Annotated in this window: 15 protein-coding genes and 1 pseudogene; 2 read left to right on the top strand and 14 right to left on the bottom strand. The window is 36.7% G+C overall.

Annotated features, from left to right (window positions below; all coding sequences use genetic code 11):
• Positions 1-184 precede the first annotated feature (184 nt).
• On the top strand, positions 185-2,713 hold the full coding sequence (gene gyrA / locus BACHE_RS11340) for a DNA gyrase subunit A (RefSeq protein WP_013547849.1): 2,529 nt from the start codon (positions 185-187) through the stop codon (positions 2,711-2,713).
• Positions 2,714-2,743: 30 nt separating this feature from the next.
• On the top strand, positions 2,744-3,958 hold the full coding sequence (locus BACHE_RS11335) for a tetratricopeptide repeat protein (protein ID WP_013547848.1): 1,215 nt from the start codon (positions 2,744-2,746) through the stop codon (positions 3,956-3,958).
• A 116-nt stretch (positions 3,959-4,074) separates the two neighbouring features.
• On the opposite strand, the gene BACHE_RS11330 is transcribed toward BACHE_RS11335, so the two are convergent.
• The 14 genes and pseudogenes from BACHE_RS11330 to ftsY form a co-directional block, all read right to left on the bottom strand.
• On the bottom strand, positions 4,075-5,208 hold the full coding sequence (locus BACHE_RS11330; RefSeq protein WP_013547847.1) for a universal stress protein: 1,134 nt from the start codon (positions 5,206-5,208) through the stop codon (positions 4,075-4,077).
• Positions 5,209-5,280: 72 nt separating this feature from the next.
• Positions 5,281-5,559, bottom strand: coding sequence for a hypothetical protein (locus BACHE_RS11325; RefSeq protein WP_013547846.1), 279 nt, complete (start codon positions 5,557-5,559; stop codon positions 5,281-5,283).
• Positions 5,560-5,748: 189 nt separating this feature from the next.
• Positions 5,749-6,582, bottom strand: coding sequence for a tetratricopeptide repeat protein (locus BACHE_RS11320; RefSeq protein ID WP_013547845.1), 834 nt, complete (start codon positions 6,580-6,582; stop codon positions 5,749-5,751).
• Positions 6,583-6,598: 16 nt separating this feature from the next.
• Positions 6,599-8,446 carry a BatD family protein gene (locus BACHE_RS11315; RefSeq protein ID WP_013547844.1) on the bottom strand — a complete coding sequence of 616 codons (1,848 nt, stop codon included), beginning with the start codon at positions 8,444-8,446 and terminating at the stop codon, positions 6,599-6,601.
• 23 nt (positions 8,447-8,469) lie between these two features.
• Entirely contained in the window at positions 8,470-9,171 is a 702-nt protein-coding gene (locus BACHE_RS11310; protein WP_013547843.1) for a tetratricopeptide repeat protein, read from the bottom strand.
• 5 nt (positions 9,172-9,176) lie between these two features.
• On the bottom strand, positions 9,177-10,205 hold the full coding sequence (locus BACHE_RS11305; RefSeq protein ID WP_013547842.1) for a vWA domain-containing protein: 1,029 nt from the start codon (positions 10,203-10,205) through the stop codon (positions 9,177-9,179).
• Between the two features lie 71 nt (positions 10,206-10,276).
• Positions 10,277-11,260 carry a vWA domain-containing protein gene (locus BACHE_RS11300; protein WP_013547841.1) on the bottom strand — a complete coding sequence of 328 codons (984 nt, stop codon included), beginning with the start codon at positions 11,258-11,260 and terminating at the stop codon, positions 10,277-10,279.
• 42 nt (positions 11,261-11,302) lie between these two features.
• Positions 11,303-12,376: a hypothetical protein gene (locus BACHE_RS11295; protein WP_013547840.1), complete on the bottom strand. Its 1,074-nt coding sequence runs from the start codon at positions 12,374-12,376 to the stop codon at positions 11,303-11,305.
• 7 nt (positions 12,377-12,383) lie between these two features.
• Entirely contained in the window at positions 12,384-13,253 is an 870-nt protein-coding gene (locus BACHE_RS11290; protein ID WP_013547839.1) for a DUF58 domain-containing protein, read from the bottom strand.
• A gap of 133 nt (positions 13,254-13,386) precedes the next feature.
• Complete coding sequence (locus BACHE_RS11285; protein WP_013547838.1) at positions 13,387-14,382, bottom strand: AAA family ATPase; 996 nt, start codon at positions 14,380-14,382, stop codon at positions 13,387-13,389.
• A gap of 191 nt (positions 14,383-14,573) precedes the next feature.
• Positions 14,574-15,637 (bottom strand): annotated as a pseudogene (locus BACHE_RS11280) (HU family DNA-binding protein).
• 22 nt (positions 15,638-15,659) lie between these two features.
• A complete protein-coding gene (locus BACHE_RS11275) occupies positions 15,660-15,932 on the bottom strand; it encodes an HU family DNA-binding protein (RefSeq protein WP_013547837.1) in 273 nt (90 codons plus the stop codon).
• 80 nt (positions 15,933-16,012) lie between these two features.
• Positions 16,013-17,311, bottom strand: a complete 1,299-nt coding sequence (gene rimO / locus BACHE_RS11270) for a 30S ribosomal protein S12 methylthiotransferase RimO (protein ID WP_013547836.1) — start codon at positions 17,309-17,311, stop codon at positions 16,013-16,015.
• Entirely contained in the window at positions 17,308-18,267 is a 960-nt protein-coding gene (gene ftsY, locus BACHE_RS11265; protein WP_013547835.1) for a signal recognition particle-docking protein FtsY, read from the bottom strand. Before ftsY ends, rimO begins: the two co-directional genes overlap by 4 nt.
• Between the last annotated feature and the right edge of the window lie 21 nt (positions 18,268-18,288).

Genomic DNA, 18,288 nt, shown 5'->3' with positions numbered 1-18,288 from the left:
AAAGTTTTCTTGCTGTAGCAAAGAACTTTTCTATCCGTGTCCCGTAACTTTTCTTTCAATATCGCATACCTATATCATACAGGCAACAAAGTTTATGAAAGAAAACTTTTGTATATCGTAAAAAAGCACTACTTTAGCGTGGTTTTTTATGAACCCGATAATGTATAATTAATAATCTTTTTAAATGCTTGAACAAGACAGAATTATAAAGATTAACATCGAGGAGGAAATGAAGTCATCGTACATTGACTACTCCATGTCGGTCATTGTTTCACGTGCCCTTCCAGATGTTAGAGATGGTTTTAAACCCGTTCACCGAAGAATTCTCTTCGGAATGATGGGATTAGGAAATACATCAGACAAACCTTATAAAAAATCAGCCAGAGTTGTAGGTGAAGTGTTGGGTAAATACCACCCGCACGGTGATTCTTCAGTATATGGCGCACTCGTCCGTATGGCACAGCCTTGGGCAATGCGTTATATGTTAGTAGATGGACAAGGTAACTATGGCTCGGTGGACGGTGATAGTGCAGCCGCTATGCGTTATACCGAATGCCGTCTGCAAAAGATTGGAGAAGACATGATGCAGGATCTTGATAAAGAGACTGTTGATATGCAAAACAACTTCGATGACTCCTTGCAAGAGCCAACCGTTATGCCTACACGGATACCAAACCTTTTGGTAAACGGTGCATCCGGTATCGCTGTAGGTATGGCTACAAATATGCCAACTCATAACTTGTCAGAAGTAATTGACGCCTGTATCTCATATATCGACAATAACGAGATAGACATTGAAGAACTTATGTCCTATGTCAAAGCTCCGGACTTTCCCACAGGAGGCTACATTTATGGCATGAGTGGCGTACGCGAGGCATATCTCACCGGACGCGGTCGTGTTATAATGCGGGCCAAGGCAGAAATTGAAACCGGATCGACACACGATAAAATTGTCGTAACGGAAATACCTTATGGTGTTAATAAGGCCGAATTGATCAAAAGTATAGCCGATTTGGCTAATGAGAAGAAGATAGAAGGCATTGCCAATGCCAATGATGAATCCGATCGTGAAGGCATGCGCATTGTTATCGATGTAAAACGTGATGCAAATGCCAGTGTAGTGCTGAATAAGCTCTATAAAATGACACTATTACAGACTTCTTTCGGTGTAAATAACGTAGCGTTAGTACATGGGCGGCCACGCTTATTGAATCTGAAAGATTTAATAAAATATTTTGTAGAACATCGTCATGATGTGGTTATTCGTCGTACTCAATATGATTTGCGTAAAGCCAAAGAACGCGCACATATTTTGGAAGGTCTGATTATTGCATCCGACAATATTGATGAAGTAATCAAGATAATTCGTGCAGCCAAGACACCCAATGACGCTATAACAGGTTTGATAGAGCGCTTCCAATTAACAGAAATTCAGTCACGTGCTATTGTCGAGATGCGCCTGCGCCAACTAACAGGATTGATGCAAGACCAGCTCCATGCTGAATATGAGGAAATTCAAAAGCAAATTGCACACCTGGAAGAAATCCTTGTTAACGATGAGCTTTGCCGTAAAGTTATTAAAGATGAGTTGATTGAAATAAAAGATAAATATGGCGATGAACGTCGTTCGGAAATTGTTTATTCGTCAGAAGAATTTAATCCGGAAGATTTCTATGCCGATGACGAAATGATCATTACCATTTCACACATGGGATACATTAAACGTACTCCATTAAGTGAATTCCGTGCACAAAACCGGGGTGGAGTAGGCTCTAAAGGTACTGAAACGCGTGATGAAGACTTTGTTGAGCATATATATCCTGCAACAATGCACAATACCATGATGTTCTTTACACAAAAAGGCAAATGCTATTGGCTGAAAGTATATGAAATACCCGAAGGCACAAAGAACTCTAAGGGACGTGCCATCCAAAACCTGTTGAATATTGATTCGGATGATGCCGTAAACGCTTATCTCCGTGTGAAAAATCTAAATGATCAAGATTTTATCAATAGTCATTACGTCGTGTTCTGTACAAAAAATGGTATCGTCAAGAAAACATTGCTTGAACAGTATTCACGTCCTCGTCAAAATGGTGTCAATGCCATTACAATCCGTGAAGATGACCGCGTCATTGAAGTTCGTATGACTAATGGAGACAATGAAATAATCATAGCCAACCGCAATGGACGTGCTATACGTTTCCATGAAAGCGCAGTTCGTGTTATGGGACGTACAGCTACCGGTGTACGCGGCATGACGTTAGATGAAGACGGACAAGATGAAGTGGTTGGAATGATTTGTATCAAGGACCCTGATACAGAAACCATTATGGTAGTATCAGAACAAGGATATGGAAAGCGTTCTGACATTGAGGATTATCGCAAAACTAATCGTGGCGGCAAAGGAGTCAAAACCATGAATATTACTGATAAGACAGGTAAATTGGTTACTATTAAATCTGTAACTGATGAAAATGATTTAATGATCATCAATAAATCTGGTATCACTATTCGCTTAAAAGTAGCTGACGTACGTATTATGGGACGTGCCACACAAGGTGTACGTTTGATTAACCTGGAGAAGCGTAATGATGAAATTGGCTCCGTATGTAAAGTCACTTCTGAAAATGAAGAAGAGGAAATTGCAGAAGAAGATGAAAATATTTCTGATAATTCTCTGAACGAGATAAATAACAAAAATGAAGAATAGATATAATATTAATTTAAATTTTCTACAATCATGAAAAGAGTACTATTTTCAATGGTTTTACTACTTGCTGCAAGTTTGACTTTCGCTCAAGAAAAAAATGTGAAAGAGGCTAAAAGCATTGCTAATGGAGTGAATCCAGACTTTGCCAAAGCAGAGGAACTGATTAATCAGGCTTTAACTAATCCCGAGACTAAAAACAATGCTGAAACTTGGGATGTAGCAGGCTTTATTCAAAAGAGAAGAAGTGAAAAGGAGATGGAAAATGCTTATCTGAGAAAACCTTATGACACTCTTCAGGTATATAACAGTGCATTGAACATGTGCAAATACTATTTTAAATGTGACGAACTTGCACAAATTCCTAATGAAAAAGGCAAGATCAAAAACAAATATAGAAAACCAAACTCTGCTGCTATTTTAGCAGAGCGTGGTAATCTGATCAATGGTGGTATTCAATTCTTTAACCAAGAAAAGAATAAAGAGGCCTTTGAATTTTTTGCTACTTATGTTGATGTAGCAGCCAATCCAATGTTTGAAAAAGAAAATCTATTGAAAACTGATACAGTCTTACCCCAAATAGCTTATTATGCGAGTTTAGCTGCTGCTAAAATGGAAGACTATCCTAATGTTTTAAAGTATGCCCCATATGCACAAGATGACAAGGAAGTAGGCAAGTACGCTATGGAATTTATATCCACAGCATTAAAAGCAGAAGGTGATACTGTAAAATGGATTGCTTCTTTGAAAGAAGGCATTCAAAAGCACTCTGAACACCCATTCTTCTTCGGACATTTGATTGATTATTATAGCAACAGTAATAAATATGATGAAGCTATGCAGTTCGCTGATGATATGTTAGTTAAAGATCCTAATAATACATTCTATTTGTATGTTAAGGGATATTTATATCATAATATGAAAGACTACGACAAGGCAATTGAGTTTTATAAGAAAACTATCGAAGTAGATCCCAATTATGCCGAAGCATACTCTAACTTAGGCTTAATCTATTGCTTACAGGCACAAGATTTCTCTGAAAAAGCTACGACTGATGTCAATAATCCCAAATATAAAACAGATCAAACTACTTTGAAGGCTTTTTATGAAAAAGCAAAACCTAATTACGAAAAAGCCAGAGAATTAAAACCTGATCAAAAAGATTTATGGTTAAATGGACTCTATAGAGTATATTATAACTTACAAATGGGGCCTGAATTTGATGAGATCGAAAAGTTAATGCCATAATTTTACTCCTTTATCTTAAAATGAAACCCTGTATTCATACAGGGTTTCATTTTATAATATTTGTGTATTTTATCTATATATTGAACATAATACCGATATTATCCAAAAAGTTTCAATTAATTCCGTCTTCCATAGATAACCAATAAAGGAGTATCAGAATGAAAAATCATTTTCCTTGCGATTCCCGGATTAAACAATCGAGAAAAAATATTCCTTTTATAAGATGTCAATGCAATTATATCAATATAGTTGCTTTTAATATATTTATCTAAACTATTTAGGAAATCATCGTTCTTCACAACATCATAATGAATATCCAATAATGGATATTGTTTTTGGAAATATTCTTTAATACCTCCCAATTTTATTTCATTCCAAGCATCCTTTACATGTTCTGATAGATGGATTAATGATACAGAAAAAATAAATGGTTTCAGGCTATTTATCAAAGAATCAAAAGCAATCAGATCGCGCTGATCAAAGTTTGTAATAAATGCAATACGCTTTACTTCAGAAAATTGTTTAAAAGGAGTGTTTTCAGGAATGGCTAAAACAGGAATATGACTTCTCTCAATTACTTCAGCCGTTACACTACCTATCAAATCAATATCCTTCTGATTTTTACCACGAGTCCCCATTACAATAATGTATGGACGGTATTCTTTTGCATATTTTAAAATTTCCTCTTCAGGTATACCTTCACGTAATACACAAGTAAATTTAATGTTAGGAAATTCCCCGGAAGATACTTTTTCTTTCACTTTATCAGACAAAATAGCCAAATCCCCTTGTGTTCTTTGTAAAATATTGCCAACTTTATCTTCATCACTAAGCTGATAATTAAAGACATCACCATATGGCAAAGAAGTGGCATATATAGGAGTAAAATATACATGTAATAATATCACTTCAGCACCAATATTCTTTGCGAAATTAAAACCAAATTCACATGCCTTTAATGAATAATTAGAAAAATCCACTGGAATTAATACCTTATTATTAGTTTTCTCTATTTTAGGAGACTTCTCTCCTACTACCTCTTCGGAAAGCCATGCTGAACTCTCAGTAATTTTTAAAGCATGTGGTAAATCACTTTCTTTAATACGTACACGAACCCCTGAAGACACAACCGGTTGTATCTGATTCACATTGTGAATATAGGATTCAATCCCTTCACTCTCAAGCACATTCTTCAGTATCTGTGCTTTAGCATATGTCAAAATTGCTAAGGTTACTAATTTATCCTCCATAAACGATTGATTTTTAAGTTAAAACAAATAAGAAATCCCAATTGTTTATTAACAATTGGGATTCTTCTCTTTTTAAGCCCGGATAGATTCAGTCTCACCTGCTATTTCATCTAAAATCTTTAAAGCTCGATCTAAAACAGTAGTATCATCTATCATAACTAAACCTCCATCAGGACCAGGCTCTAAATGTATTCCTACACTTTTACCTTCTTTAAAGTTATGCCCTCCAAAAAAATTCCTTACTGTATCAACATTTAGTCCAAGTTCATCAGCTATTCTATGCATGCTACCATTAGGTAATGAATCTTTAACTTTACGAAGTTCATTAAATGTTATTGTTCTCATATTCATAAATTTAATGGTTAATACTCTATTTTTTTTATTATCACGCTATAAACTTAGAGAAAAAAAAAGAGAAAACAAATTATTTCATAGACTTTTTTCTGGAATAGTAATAACAGACACAAAAAACTCATATAAATGAAGACTATTTAAATCTATCATTTATATGAGCCTTATTTATAACTTAATTTACTAATATTAGATAACTTCTATGGCAGAGGAAGATACCCAACCTACTTTTCCATCTTCCAACCGGATTTCTTTCCATTCACGCATTGAGTCATCTTTGATTTCGACTTTATGCCCTTCATGTAAAATAAACAAACTCGTGCCACTATCACTAGGAGTGCTATGCACTGTTACACTGGGAGACAGAACAATAGCTTCATCACGATTGGTTAATCTTATCTTTTGTTGAAATGCAAAAACATTGCTCAAAATAACAAAAGTAAAAAAAGTAATACCAGCAATAAATCCCACTTTCTTCCATAGAATCAGTTTAGAAAAAAAGAAAAGGTAAAGAGATATTAGCAAAAATATAAAACATACAATACCTAATTTTGCCCATACATCTGCATTTAAAGAGTTTATCATGATTTTTGTCCATGCAACAAAAAAGATCTCAGGTAGCGGAGTAACTTTATCAATTGTTTTAGACCGCGCTATCTCTAAATTAGCACGAATATCCGTATTACCAGGCTGTAACAATGAAGCCCGTTCATAATTTAATATAGCTCTTGCTATATCACCTGCTTTGTAATAACTGTTTCCCAAATTATAGTAAATTTCAGCAGCTTCACCTTTCTTCAGCAAATTTTCATAAATCTGGATAGCAGAAACATAATCATTTCTCATATAAGCACTATCACCTTCAGCTTTTGTCACATTACCTTCTTGTTTCACAGCAGAAAATTCCGCGTGTGGTTCAACAGAAGATATTGAATCTATTTGAAGTGTATCAGTAGAATTTTGTGCGAAAGTATTTATTGCTATTACTACCAAGACAAGGACAAAAAATAATGTTTTCTTCATCGTTATACCCTCCCAATTAATGTTTAATTGAATTTTCCATTTTGCTTATCACCTCCAATGAGCCTGAATATATCTTATCCATAGCCTGATTATCATTGCCAGGAGCAAAACGGGCAAATTCACAATTATTCAATGCATCAAGGAATTCCTTTATCAGTATATCTTTCACTCCATAATTATGAAGTTCTTCTTCAATATTATCTTTAGATAAACGAGAAACTGGAATATTCAACTTATCACTAATATATCCCCATAATGCTTTTAGTATTTCATCATAAAATTCATCTTTTTTATTAGCAGCCAAAAGCTTACCTGCTTGTTTCATACGCTTCACTGCAACTTTATTAGCTTTTTTCGTTCGCATTTTCACGACATTGGCATTATCAACAATCTGCTTACGATAAACTGCAAAAAAGATAATAAATATTACGCTTGGAATCAAATAAAACAGCCAATATTCCAATGAACCATAGAAAAAATCACCTTTTTGCGAAAGAGTCACATCATTCTGTTTAATATAACGAATATCCTCATTCAAAATTTTCAAATCTTCTTTATTTGTAAAATTGGCAATGGTTTGAGCTGCATTTCCTACCCCCTTTTCTACATGTAACTCGTATTCTTCTGTCGTCAATGTCTTATATGAGCGAGTCTTGATATCGAAATAGCTAAACTTCACGGCGGGAATCTTATAAGTTCCAGCATTGCGTGGAATTGCCAAATACTCTATTACTTTACTCCCAGAAAGTCCAGTATTAGTTAAACGGAATTTATTATCCACCTTCGGATCATAAACTTCAAAATCTTCAGGAAACTTAATTTCCGGATTAGATACAAGTTTCAAGTTGCCAGTACCAGAAATAACAAGTTTCACTGTAATAGCATCATTTGTCTTAACATTTGTACTATTGATTGAAGAAGTAATATTAAATTCACCTACTCCACCTGAGAAATCAGTAGGTTTACCAATTGGCAAAGACTTCACGTCAATGGTTAATTGGGGAGTTAAAAGAGGTTTCTTGACTTCTACATAATTATTTCCTCCATTAAAGAAAGCTTCAAATGGATCGGCCACCTGTGTAGCTTTGGCAATGACAGCATCAAAACGCGCAGCATCAATGGTCAACTTACCTGATTGTTGGGGAAATAATACAAACTGGCGATAAACAGTAGTTTGATAATTTCTACCTTTGTAATGTTCTAATCCCCATCTCCTGTCATTTGGTAATTCGACTTCTTGTGAATGAAACCCCTTGAAATCAGGTAATTTCACATTATCAAATGTACGCAAATCTACCAACGTATATATCTTGTATGTCAACAAGAAAGCCTCTTGTTCATATATGGTGGTTTTACTAACAGTAGGCAAAATAAACAAATCGCTACTGGATATAGTTGTACCCGATGAAGCCCGGCTTGTAGCTCCTCCACTTTGTTTACCACTATTTCCAGAAGAGGCCGTACCATTCGCCTGATCAGCAGGTAATACCTTTATCCGCACAGAGTTAGATACCATTTGATTGCCACTGGCTGTAATGGTAGCTCCCGGAATTGTGAAATTACCTTCCGTATTGGCCATTAAAATATAAGTGAATGTAATGCTACTTGTAGAAGTGGTTTGCCCATTAATCATTTGCACACTGCTCTGTTCGGAACGACTTGGGCCCATCAGTACATCAAATCCCTTAATGGACGGCGCCCGAAAATCCCTCACTTTCTGTGTAGTCACTGTATAGGACAATCTAAACTGATCTCCTACTGCCACAGCATCGGGAGCAGATGCTACAAATGACACTTTCTCGTCAGCAAATACCTGTATGCTGATTACAATCAGCATGATCCATAAGAAAACTATTTTTCTCATATATTATTTCGTAATTATGTTTGTTACCAATCTTTTTCCAATCGACCACCTTGAAGAATTTGCCGTTTCTTCACTTTATCCTGTACATCCTTCTCATCTTGCATGACAGAATTCAAAAGCTGTTCTGCATTTTCTTTGGACATCTCATCCTTTTTCTTTTCAGGTTGAGACTGCTGTTGTTGATCCTTATTTTTCTGTTGGTCTTGTTTGTCCTGATCCTGATCCTTTTTATCTTGCTCCTTCTGTTGATCCTGCTTATCCTGATCTTGCTTTTGTTGATTCTGCTGCTGGTCTTTCAGCATTTTCTGGGCTAAAACAAGGTTATAGCGGGTTTCATCATCTTTCGGATTATTACGCAATGATTGTTTATAAGCTTCTACAGCTTTTGTATAGTCTTTCTGCGAATGGAATATGACTCCCATATTATGATAAATGTGTGCTAATTTCAACTTGTCTTTTTCTACTTTTGTAGCTCCGACATACTGTTCCATTGCCTCTTGTAATTTACTTTGTTGCACCAATGTATTTCCTAAATTGAACATAGATATAGTCGATTTAGGATTAGCCTCCAAAGCCTTTCGATAATTTACTTCCGCATTAACATACACACTATCTCTAAAAAAACGGTTTCCCTTACGAATAAAATCACGCTCCAATTTTTGTGCAGATGCTGAAACAGCAATGAACAGCAACAAAAACATTCCAATATATTTTCTCTGTAACATAGACATCACTTCTTATTTGAAAATAAATGAATATTACGGAACAAAGGATTCTTACGTTCCAATATCAGCATTTCTGCCAATAGCAACAATAAAATAAGCCATGCTATTACCTGAAATTGCTCATTAAATTCCGTGTAAACCTGTGTTTCCACATCTGCTTTCGCCATTTTATTCATTTCCTGACTAATTGCTTTTTGTGCACTATTCGTGTTATCCACACGCACGTAAATTCCATTTCCTGCTTTAGCTATCTCCTGACACATTTCTTCATTCAGACGTGTTACGATTACATTACCTTCCCGATCACGACGATAATCATTTGTACCTTCTACCGGAATAGGTGCTCCATCAGGCATACCAACCCCTAAAACATTAACTTGAATTCCTTTTTCTGTAGCAGTTTTAGCAGCCTCCGCAACTCCACCTTCATGGTTTTCACCATCAGTAATAACAATAATAGCACGTCCTATACCCTCCTGGGGAGTAAAACTACGGGTAGCCAAACTTATTGCAGCTCCTATAGCCGTGCCCTGTTTAGATATTAATGAGGGGGAAATAGATTCAAGGAACATTTTAGCAGATATATAATCATTGGTTATCGGAAGTTGTGTAAATGCATCACCTGCAAAAACAATCATACCAACTTTATCATTCTGCATCTTATCAACCAACTGTGCAACCAATCTTTTGGCTTTCTCTAAACGACTTGGCTGTACATCCTGTGCCAACATTGAATTGGATATATCCAACGCAATCATCACTTCCACTCCTTGGCGTTTCACTGTTTCAAGTTTTGAGCCAAATTGCGGGCGTGCCAATAACATGGCAAACAAACCAATGACAGCAAATACCAGCCAATATTTTACGTCGGGACGATATTTCGACACATCTGGCATCAACTGTGTCATAAGTATCGGATCACCAAATTTACAAATAGCCTTTCTCCTTCGGTAATTAGAATACAAATAAAAGGCTGCTAAAAAAGGCAACAACAACAACAAATACAAATATGCAGGTTCTTCAAATCGAAACATTTTCTATTTACATTTACTATTTTACAATTAAGCAATACAATAGATTCACTACTATACACTCCTTATTTACATTATGGTATCTTCTTTAAGATAGAGTTACACAGGAGAACTTCCAACAACACACATAAGAAAGCAGCTAATGCAAACCAACGATATTCTTCTTGACGTTTGCTGTATTCCTTCACATTCAATTTTGTTTTCTCCAATTTATCTATTTCTTCATATACCTCTTTAAGCTTGGAATTACTGGTTGCACGAAAATAATTTCCTTCCGTAGTCCCGGCAATCTGTGTCAGAGTCTTTTCATCTATTTCAACAGGCATATTGACATACTGTACTGTTCCGCCTACCGGATATGGATATGGTGCCATACCATTAGTTCCTACTCCAATAGTGTAAACACGAATACCGAAACTCTTGGCTATTTCAGCAGCAGTTAAAGGAGAAATGTCACCTTTATTGTTGACACCATCCGTCAACAGAATAATGACCTTTGATTTAGCTTTGCTATCTTTCAAACGAGTAACAGCATTGGCAAGTCCCATACCAATCGCTGTACCATCTTCAATGAAGCCACATTTCATGTCTTTAAGCAGATTTAACAAGACTGCATGATCTACTGTAAGCGGACATTGTGTGAAACTCTCCCCGGCAAATAAGGTTATACCTATATTGTCATTGGGACGGCCGTTTATAAACTCAGTTGCAACATCTTTTGCCGCTTCCAAGCGATTGGGCTTCAAATCCTCAGCAAGCATACTTGTAGAAACATCCATAGCAAGCATGATATCTATACCTTCAATCTCACTGTTTTGCCAACTATTAGTTGTCTGTGGACGTGCTAAAACAATAATCATCAATATTAAAGCAACTATCCGTAATATAAACGGTGCATGAAGCAAATAATTCTTATAACTTTTCGGAGTATGTGCATATACGCGAGCATCCGAAATCTGAAGTGTTGCTTCACTGTTCTTCCGCTTCATGATATACCATAGTATATAAGGTATAAGTAAAAGCAGTAAAAATAAATATTCAATATTGGCAAAAACCATATCTGTTTACGATTTAACTATTACTATTTAAATTGAGTCATTCTAAGCAAAATAATTGTATAACTCCAAACTTATGTATATCAGCGAACCAATAAGAACAGCAGCCAATAACACAATGCTTGCGCCGAGCAATATTTTAGTACGTAACGAACGTTTTTCAATAATAGTAATCTCAGTAGGCTGAGGTTTCACATTCTGATCCTCTTCCATTTTTGTTTCATTAATAAAGTCAATGGCATTAATCAAGTTAGCATCATTTTCATTCATCATTGGATTGTGCTTGGCGAATTTTACCAAATCAGCAGTCCAGAACAATTCACGTAAATCTGAAATTGCTCCTTTATCGTTAATTTCCAATAACTTATCTATAATTTCAGAAGATGTCATCTCCAAAGCATTAAAGCCAAAACGTTCTTTAATATATATACGAATAGCATCCGTCAATTCCGTATAATACTCCTTCGATAATCCTTTTTGCCAAGCCTTCTCATTTTTAATACGTTCAATTTCTTGCATTGCCAATTGATGAGGTGGTAATTTGGGTTCAACTTTTACCTTGCGAATAATTGGCTTATTGTCACGTATTCGTTTAACAAAATAGATAAGCAGCAAAAGAAAAGGAACAAATAATAATACACACGCAATCGCAACATACCAGTCTTCCCACATAAATGGAACTTGCATCACCGTTTTAGGACCAAAAAACTGATCGGGATGCAAGGTATCCACAGGCATAGAATATACTTTTAATGCCAATGCTTTGGAACGATAAAGTTTGTTGTCCACCATAACTTCCATTGGCGGCAAGTAATAAAGAGCAGAGTCAAAAGATGTAACTGTATATTCTTGGGTAATCAATGAACGCCGACCATCATTCAATAACTGTGTATCTGGTTTAGCCACATCAATAATTTCTACTCCATGTATTAATGTGTCGGTATATACAGGGAATATAGCGCGCTTTCCAGCATCCAATGCAACTTGAAGCTTTATCTTCGCCTGCTCCCCGACGAGGATTTGCAGCGAGTCAATAGTCGCATCTACCGTTACCGACTGGGCTGACATTCTGCCCATTACTGCTACTAACAGTGTTATCAGAAGTAATAATCTTTTCATTTTCCGATTAATTTCGTTTCGCAAACAAATTCATCAATGCCTTGACATAATCCTGATCTGTACGTACAGACACATTATCCACATTACTTTTTGTAAATGTTTCATTCAGTTCCATCTGCTTATTCACCCACCAATCATGGTGAGCCCGGCGCACTGCATGCGAAGAAGTGTCAATCCACTGTTCATGTCCCGTTTCGGCATCCTTAATCTTCATCAAACCTATGGCCGGAAGATCTTCTACGCGACGATCATAAATCTGAATAGCAACCACATCATGTTTGCGATTAGCAATGGTCATAGCACTTTTAAAACTTTTCTGATCAATAAAGTCAGACAAGACAAAAGCCGTACAACGGCGTTTCATCACATTAGTCAGATATTCCAATCCAAGGCAAATATTTGTTCTGCGACTTTCTGCATGAAAGTCTATCAACTCACGAATGATGTAAAGTATATGTTTACGTCCTTTCTTTGGGGGAATGAACTTTTCAATCCGATCCGAGAAGAAGATTACACCGATCTTATCATTATTTTGGATGGCGGAAAAAGCCAAAGTTGCAGCTATCTCAGTCACCATGTCTTTCTTCATTTGCTTTATCGTACCAAATTCCAAACTACCGGAAACATCTACCAATAACATTACGGTCAGTTCACGTTCTTCTTCAAATACCTTCACATAAGGCTTATTGAAGCGCGCAGTCACATTCCAATCAATGTCTCGTATATCATCGCCAAACTGATACTCACGCACTTCGGAAAATGCCATACCTCTACCCTTAAAGGCTGAATGATACTGCCCGGCAAAAATATTGTTGGATAATCCGCGCGTCTTTATTTCAATCTGACGAACCTTCTTTAATAAATCAGTTGTTTCCATTAAATATATGAATAAGAACCGTTAAAATTACACTTAAACAACATCGCCTCATAATTGCAATCGCAGCCTCTCACATTTATATATGTGAGAATTCGCACTTGGTGTCATGAATCGAAGATACTGATACAATACTTTAAGGCACTTCAACCTTATTCAATATTTTACTGATGATTTCATCCGAAGTCATGTTACTGGCTTCTGCCTCATAAGTCAAACCAATACGATGACGTAATACATCATGTGCTACGGCACGAACATCCTCTGGAATAACATAACCACGACGCTTAATGAATGCATAACTGCGGGCAGCCAATGCTAAATTAATAGATGCACGCGGTGAACCGCCAAATCCTATCATCTCCTTCAGTTCTTTCAAATCATATTTATCCGGATAACGCGTAGCAAACACTATATCAACAATATATTTCTCTATTTTTTCATCCAAGTAAACCTGACGAACAACTTTGCGGGCTTCGATAATTTCATTCGCATTCAGAATTGGCCTCACATTGAGCTTTTCTCCATTAATATTCTGACGGATGATCAGCTTTTCTTCCTCTAATTTCGGATAATCAATGACTACTTTCAGCATAAAACGATCTACTTGTGCTTCAGGTAATGGATAAGTACCTTCCTGTTCAATCGGATTTTGCGTAGCAAGTACAAGAAACGGTTCAGGCAATTTGAATGTTTCTTTACCGATAGTAACTTGTCGTTCCTGCATGGCTTCCAGCAAAGCGCTCTGTACTTTGGCCGGAGCACGGTTAATCTCATCAGCCAAAACAAAATTAGCAAAAACGGGACCTTTCTTCACTTGAAATGTCTCGTCTTTCTGACTGTAAACCATTGTACCAATAACATCGGCCGGCAACAAATCCGGTGTAAATTGAACACGACTGTACTGTGCATCAATCAAAGAAGACAATGTTTTGATAGCTAATGTTTTCGCTAATCCGGGCACACCTTCCAGCAACACATGTCCGTCAGATAACAGACCTATTAGCAACGACTCCACCAAATGTTTTTGACCTACGATAACCTGGTCCATGCCTGTGGTAAGATTGGTAACGAAAGCACTCTGTTTCTCAATTCGCTCGTTCAATTCACGAATATCAATTGTTTCAGCCATAAATCAATATATTTTTAATGTTTAATTTTCATATTTATCTGGTCCTGCACCAGCAATTACTTTTCGCTCCCAAAAATACGGGAATAAATTAACCATACCAACTAATTTTTATTAAAAAACAATGCGAAACCTTTTAGATTAAATTACTTTCATAGAGTTTAGTATTTAAACAAAAAAGAAGCAGTATTTTTTTACTGCCTCTTTGCCAATTTAGGTATCTTGATAGTAGTACCAAATGGCACATTATCCGGATTCTTGATTACTTCCGGATTATGCTTCACAATATATGGCCATAATGCCTTTGTTCCATAAAAGCGGAGAGCAACTTTCGTCAATGTCTCTCCTTCTTTGATAGTATAAGTAGTTTCCGTACCAACAATTGTATAGCCGACAGAGTCCGGTTCAAATGGAACAGTAGTCTTCTTCTTTTGCTCTTTCTTTAGTATAGGCTGCGATACATTTTCTTCCGAAATATCTTGTTTTGGCTTCGGGTACGCATCAAGATTTTCAATCACAGTATCTGTTTTCCCAATAACATTTACCACATCAGAACTATCTGTCAAAAGCAGCATATTATCACGTTTATCCGTTTCGGATTCAACAGTTTCTTTTGATGAAGTTTTAGAAGATGAAATTGTATTCAGCAAATCCGGATAATACATGAAAATGACAGTACCTCCACACAATATTACAACGAAAACAACTATACCAACAAAATATTTCATGGCAGATGAATCAGTAGGAGAATCTGTTTTTTTTTCGTAACATCTACTTCTGCTTCCTCCACAAACTGTGGCAGTATCTCATCTTCAAAATTATCTTTTTCAGATATCACCGCAGGATACTCCTTTCTGTCATCAGTTACGGGCTCTTTTACCTCAGACATCTCATCTTCTTCTTCATTTTCAAGAGGAGTATCTTCAAGTACCGTACTATCATTTAAAACAACTGTTTCAAAATGCGAGAACGGTTTATTAATAATATCCTTTAAAGTAGGTTCCGGAGTGAAAGACACCTTAGTATGCCCTTGTATCTCAAATCTCTCTCCCGTATTAACATTGACACTTTCGCGACTTTCTACATCAATCAACTTAAAAGTACCCAGCCCTTTAATCTTCACATACTTGTCTTTCTCCAATGATTCTTCAATCAGCAGAAAAAATTCTTTCACAAAACTATCAGCATTCTTTTTGCTCATGCCATGCTTTTCTGCCAGCATATCTATCAAGTCCTGTATGTTTAACTTTTCATTCATAATTTATGAAATAAAGGACAACTCATTTAAACTTGTCTTTCAATAATGTACTTGGCTTATATGTCAACACCAACTTGGGAGGAACCAGCATACGTTGTTTTGTATTTGGATTAACAGATATGCGTTCCGCCTTTTTCTTCACTTCAAATGTACCAAACCCTTGCACGGATACAATGTTCCCTTCCTCCAACTGCCGCGTCATATCCGACAGTAAAGATGCAACTAACTCAGAGGTATCTTTTAATGTATACCCCAACTTTCGTGACAATTCAGAAGTAAACTCTTTGTTATTCAAAATACAGGCTTTTTATTTGAACTACGGTGCTATATTAGCAAATTTTCACCACATACACAAGTGATTCAGAAAAAAAACATTTAAACAATCTGTCCAAAAAGATCGAAATCATCGGAATTAATAATCTCTGTCTGGTAAAAGTTACCAATAAGCAAATCCTTATCTTTACGCTTAATCAAGACTTCAGGATCCACTTCCGGAGAATCAAACTCCGTACGTCCCACATAATAATCACCTTCTAAACGATCTATTATGACCTTCATTCGCTTCCCTATCTTTGCAGTACTTAATTCTGCTGAAATTCCTTGCTGAATAGTCATCAAATCATCCAATCGTTTCTGTTTTACCTCCTGAGGCACAGAATCCTCATAAGTCGCCGCTGCATAGGTTCCTTCCTCTTCCGAATATGCAAAGGCTCCCATTCTATCAAAGCGAACCTTGTGTACAAAATCCTTCAATTCTTCAAAATCAGCCTCTGTCTCTCCTGGATACCCTACCATAAGAGTAGTACGTAAATGTATACCGGGCACTTCATTGCGGAATTTTTCTATCAACTGATACGTCTCCGCTTTAGTAACATGCCGCCGCATCCTCATAAGCATATTATCACTGATATGCTGCAAAGCAATATCCATATATTTACAAACATTGGAACGTTCCCTCATTACACGGAACAACTCCATTGGAAAATGTGCCGGATAAGCATAATGCAAACGTATCCATTCTACTCCCGGAATCTCGGAAATATGTTCTATCAGCTCAGGAAGCATTTGCTTTTTATATAAATCCACCCCATAATAAGTCAATTCCTGTGCTATAACCTGAAATTCTTTTACTCCCTCTGCTACCAGATATTTCACTTCATCCAGAATCTCCTCCATTGGACGAGATACATGCTTTCCGGTAATAATGGGAATGGCACAATACGAACATTTTCGGTCACACCCTTCTGAAATTTTCAAATAAGCATAATGCTTAGGAGTCGTTAGAGTACGCTCAATGTGCAATTCGTCATGATAAGCCTTGCCTAAATCCTGCAACAATTCTTTCCAGTTAAATTTACCATAAAATTTATCAACTTGCGGAATTTCAACAGCCAGTTCTTTCAAATAGCGTTCTGAAAGGCATCCCATAACATAAAGTTTCTCCAAATCTCCCGCTTCCTTGGCTTGTGCAAATTCCAATATCATATTAATGGATTCTTCCTTTGCATCACCGATGAAACCACAGGTATTAATCACTGCAATTTGCCCTTTCGGATGTTCAGAATCGTGTGTCACATGATAACCCACCCCTTCTAATTGACGCATTAAATGTTCGGAATCCACCAAATTTTTAGAACACCCCAAAGTGATGATATCTATAGTTTTTCTTTTCATGCATTCCCTCCAAACAGTGAATCAACAAATTCTACCTTACGGAACACCTGCAAGTCTTCCATTCCTTCGCCCAAACCGATGTATTTGACTGGAATCTTAAATTGATCGGATATGCCAATGACAACACCACCTTTCGCCGTACCATCCAGTTTGGTAACAGCCATAGCAGTAACTTCTGTTGCTAAAGTAAACTGACGCGCTTGTTCGAAAGCATTTTGCCCGGTAGAACCATCCAAGACAAGTAGTACTTCATCAGGAGCATCAGACACAACCTTCTTCATTACATTCTTAATCTTAGTCAACTCATTCATCAAACCGACTTTGTTATGGAGACGACCGGCTGTATCAATAATCACCACATCAGCATTGTTAGCCACCGCAGAACTTAATGTATCAAATGCAACAGAAGCGGGATCCGCTCCCATTTTTTGTTTTACGACAGGCACTCCCACCCGTTCGCCCCAAATCATTAATTGCTCCACAGCGGCAGCACGAAATGTATCAGCCGCTCCCAAATAAACAGATTTACCGGCTTTCTTAAATTGATAGGCTAATTTACCAATTGTTGTAGTTTTCCCCACGCCATTCACGCCAACCACCATAATAACGTAAGGTTTCTTCATTATTGGCGCTTCAAAATCATCCACATCTTTAGAATTATTCTCCGTAAGTAAAGCTGCGATTTCATCGCGCAGAATCATATTCAGTTCCTGAGCATTCATATATTTTTCGGCTGCAGCGCGCTTCTCTATACGTCCAATAATTTTCAGTGTAGTTTCTACCCCCACATCCGAAGTTATTAATACTTCTTCCAGATTATCCAGAACTTCATCATCTACTTTTGACTTTCCTGCCACAGTGCGAGCAATCTTGCCAAATACACTTTCTTTCGTCTTAGATAATCCTTTATCTAAAGTTTCCTTCTTTTCTTTTGAGAAAAAACTAAAAAATCCCATACTCTAATTGTTTGTACAATA

Source organism: Bacteroides helcogenes P 36-108, from assembly GCF_000186225.1.
In the GTDB taxonomy this organism is placed as follows: Bacteria; Bacteroidota; Bacteroidia; order Bacteroidales; family Bacteroidaceae; genus Bacteroides; species Bacteroides helcogenes.
Note: the sequence above shows the minus strand (reverse complement) of the source record. Positions and strands in the feature narration are given on the sequence as shown.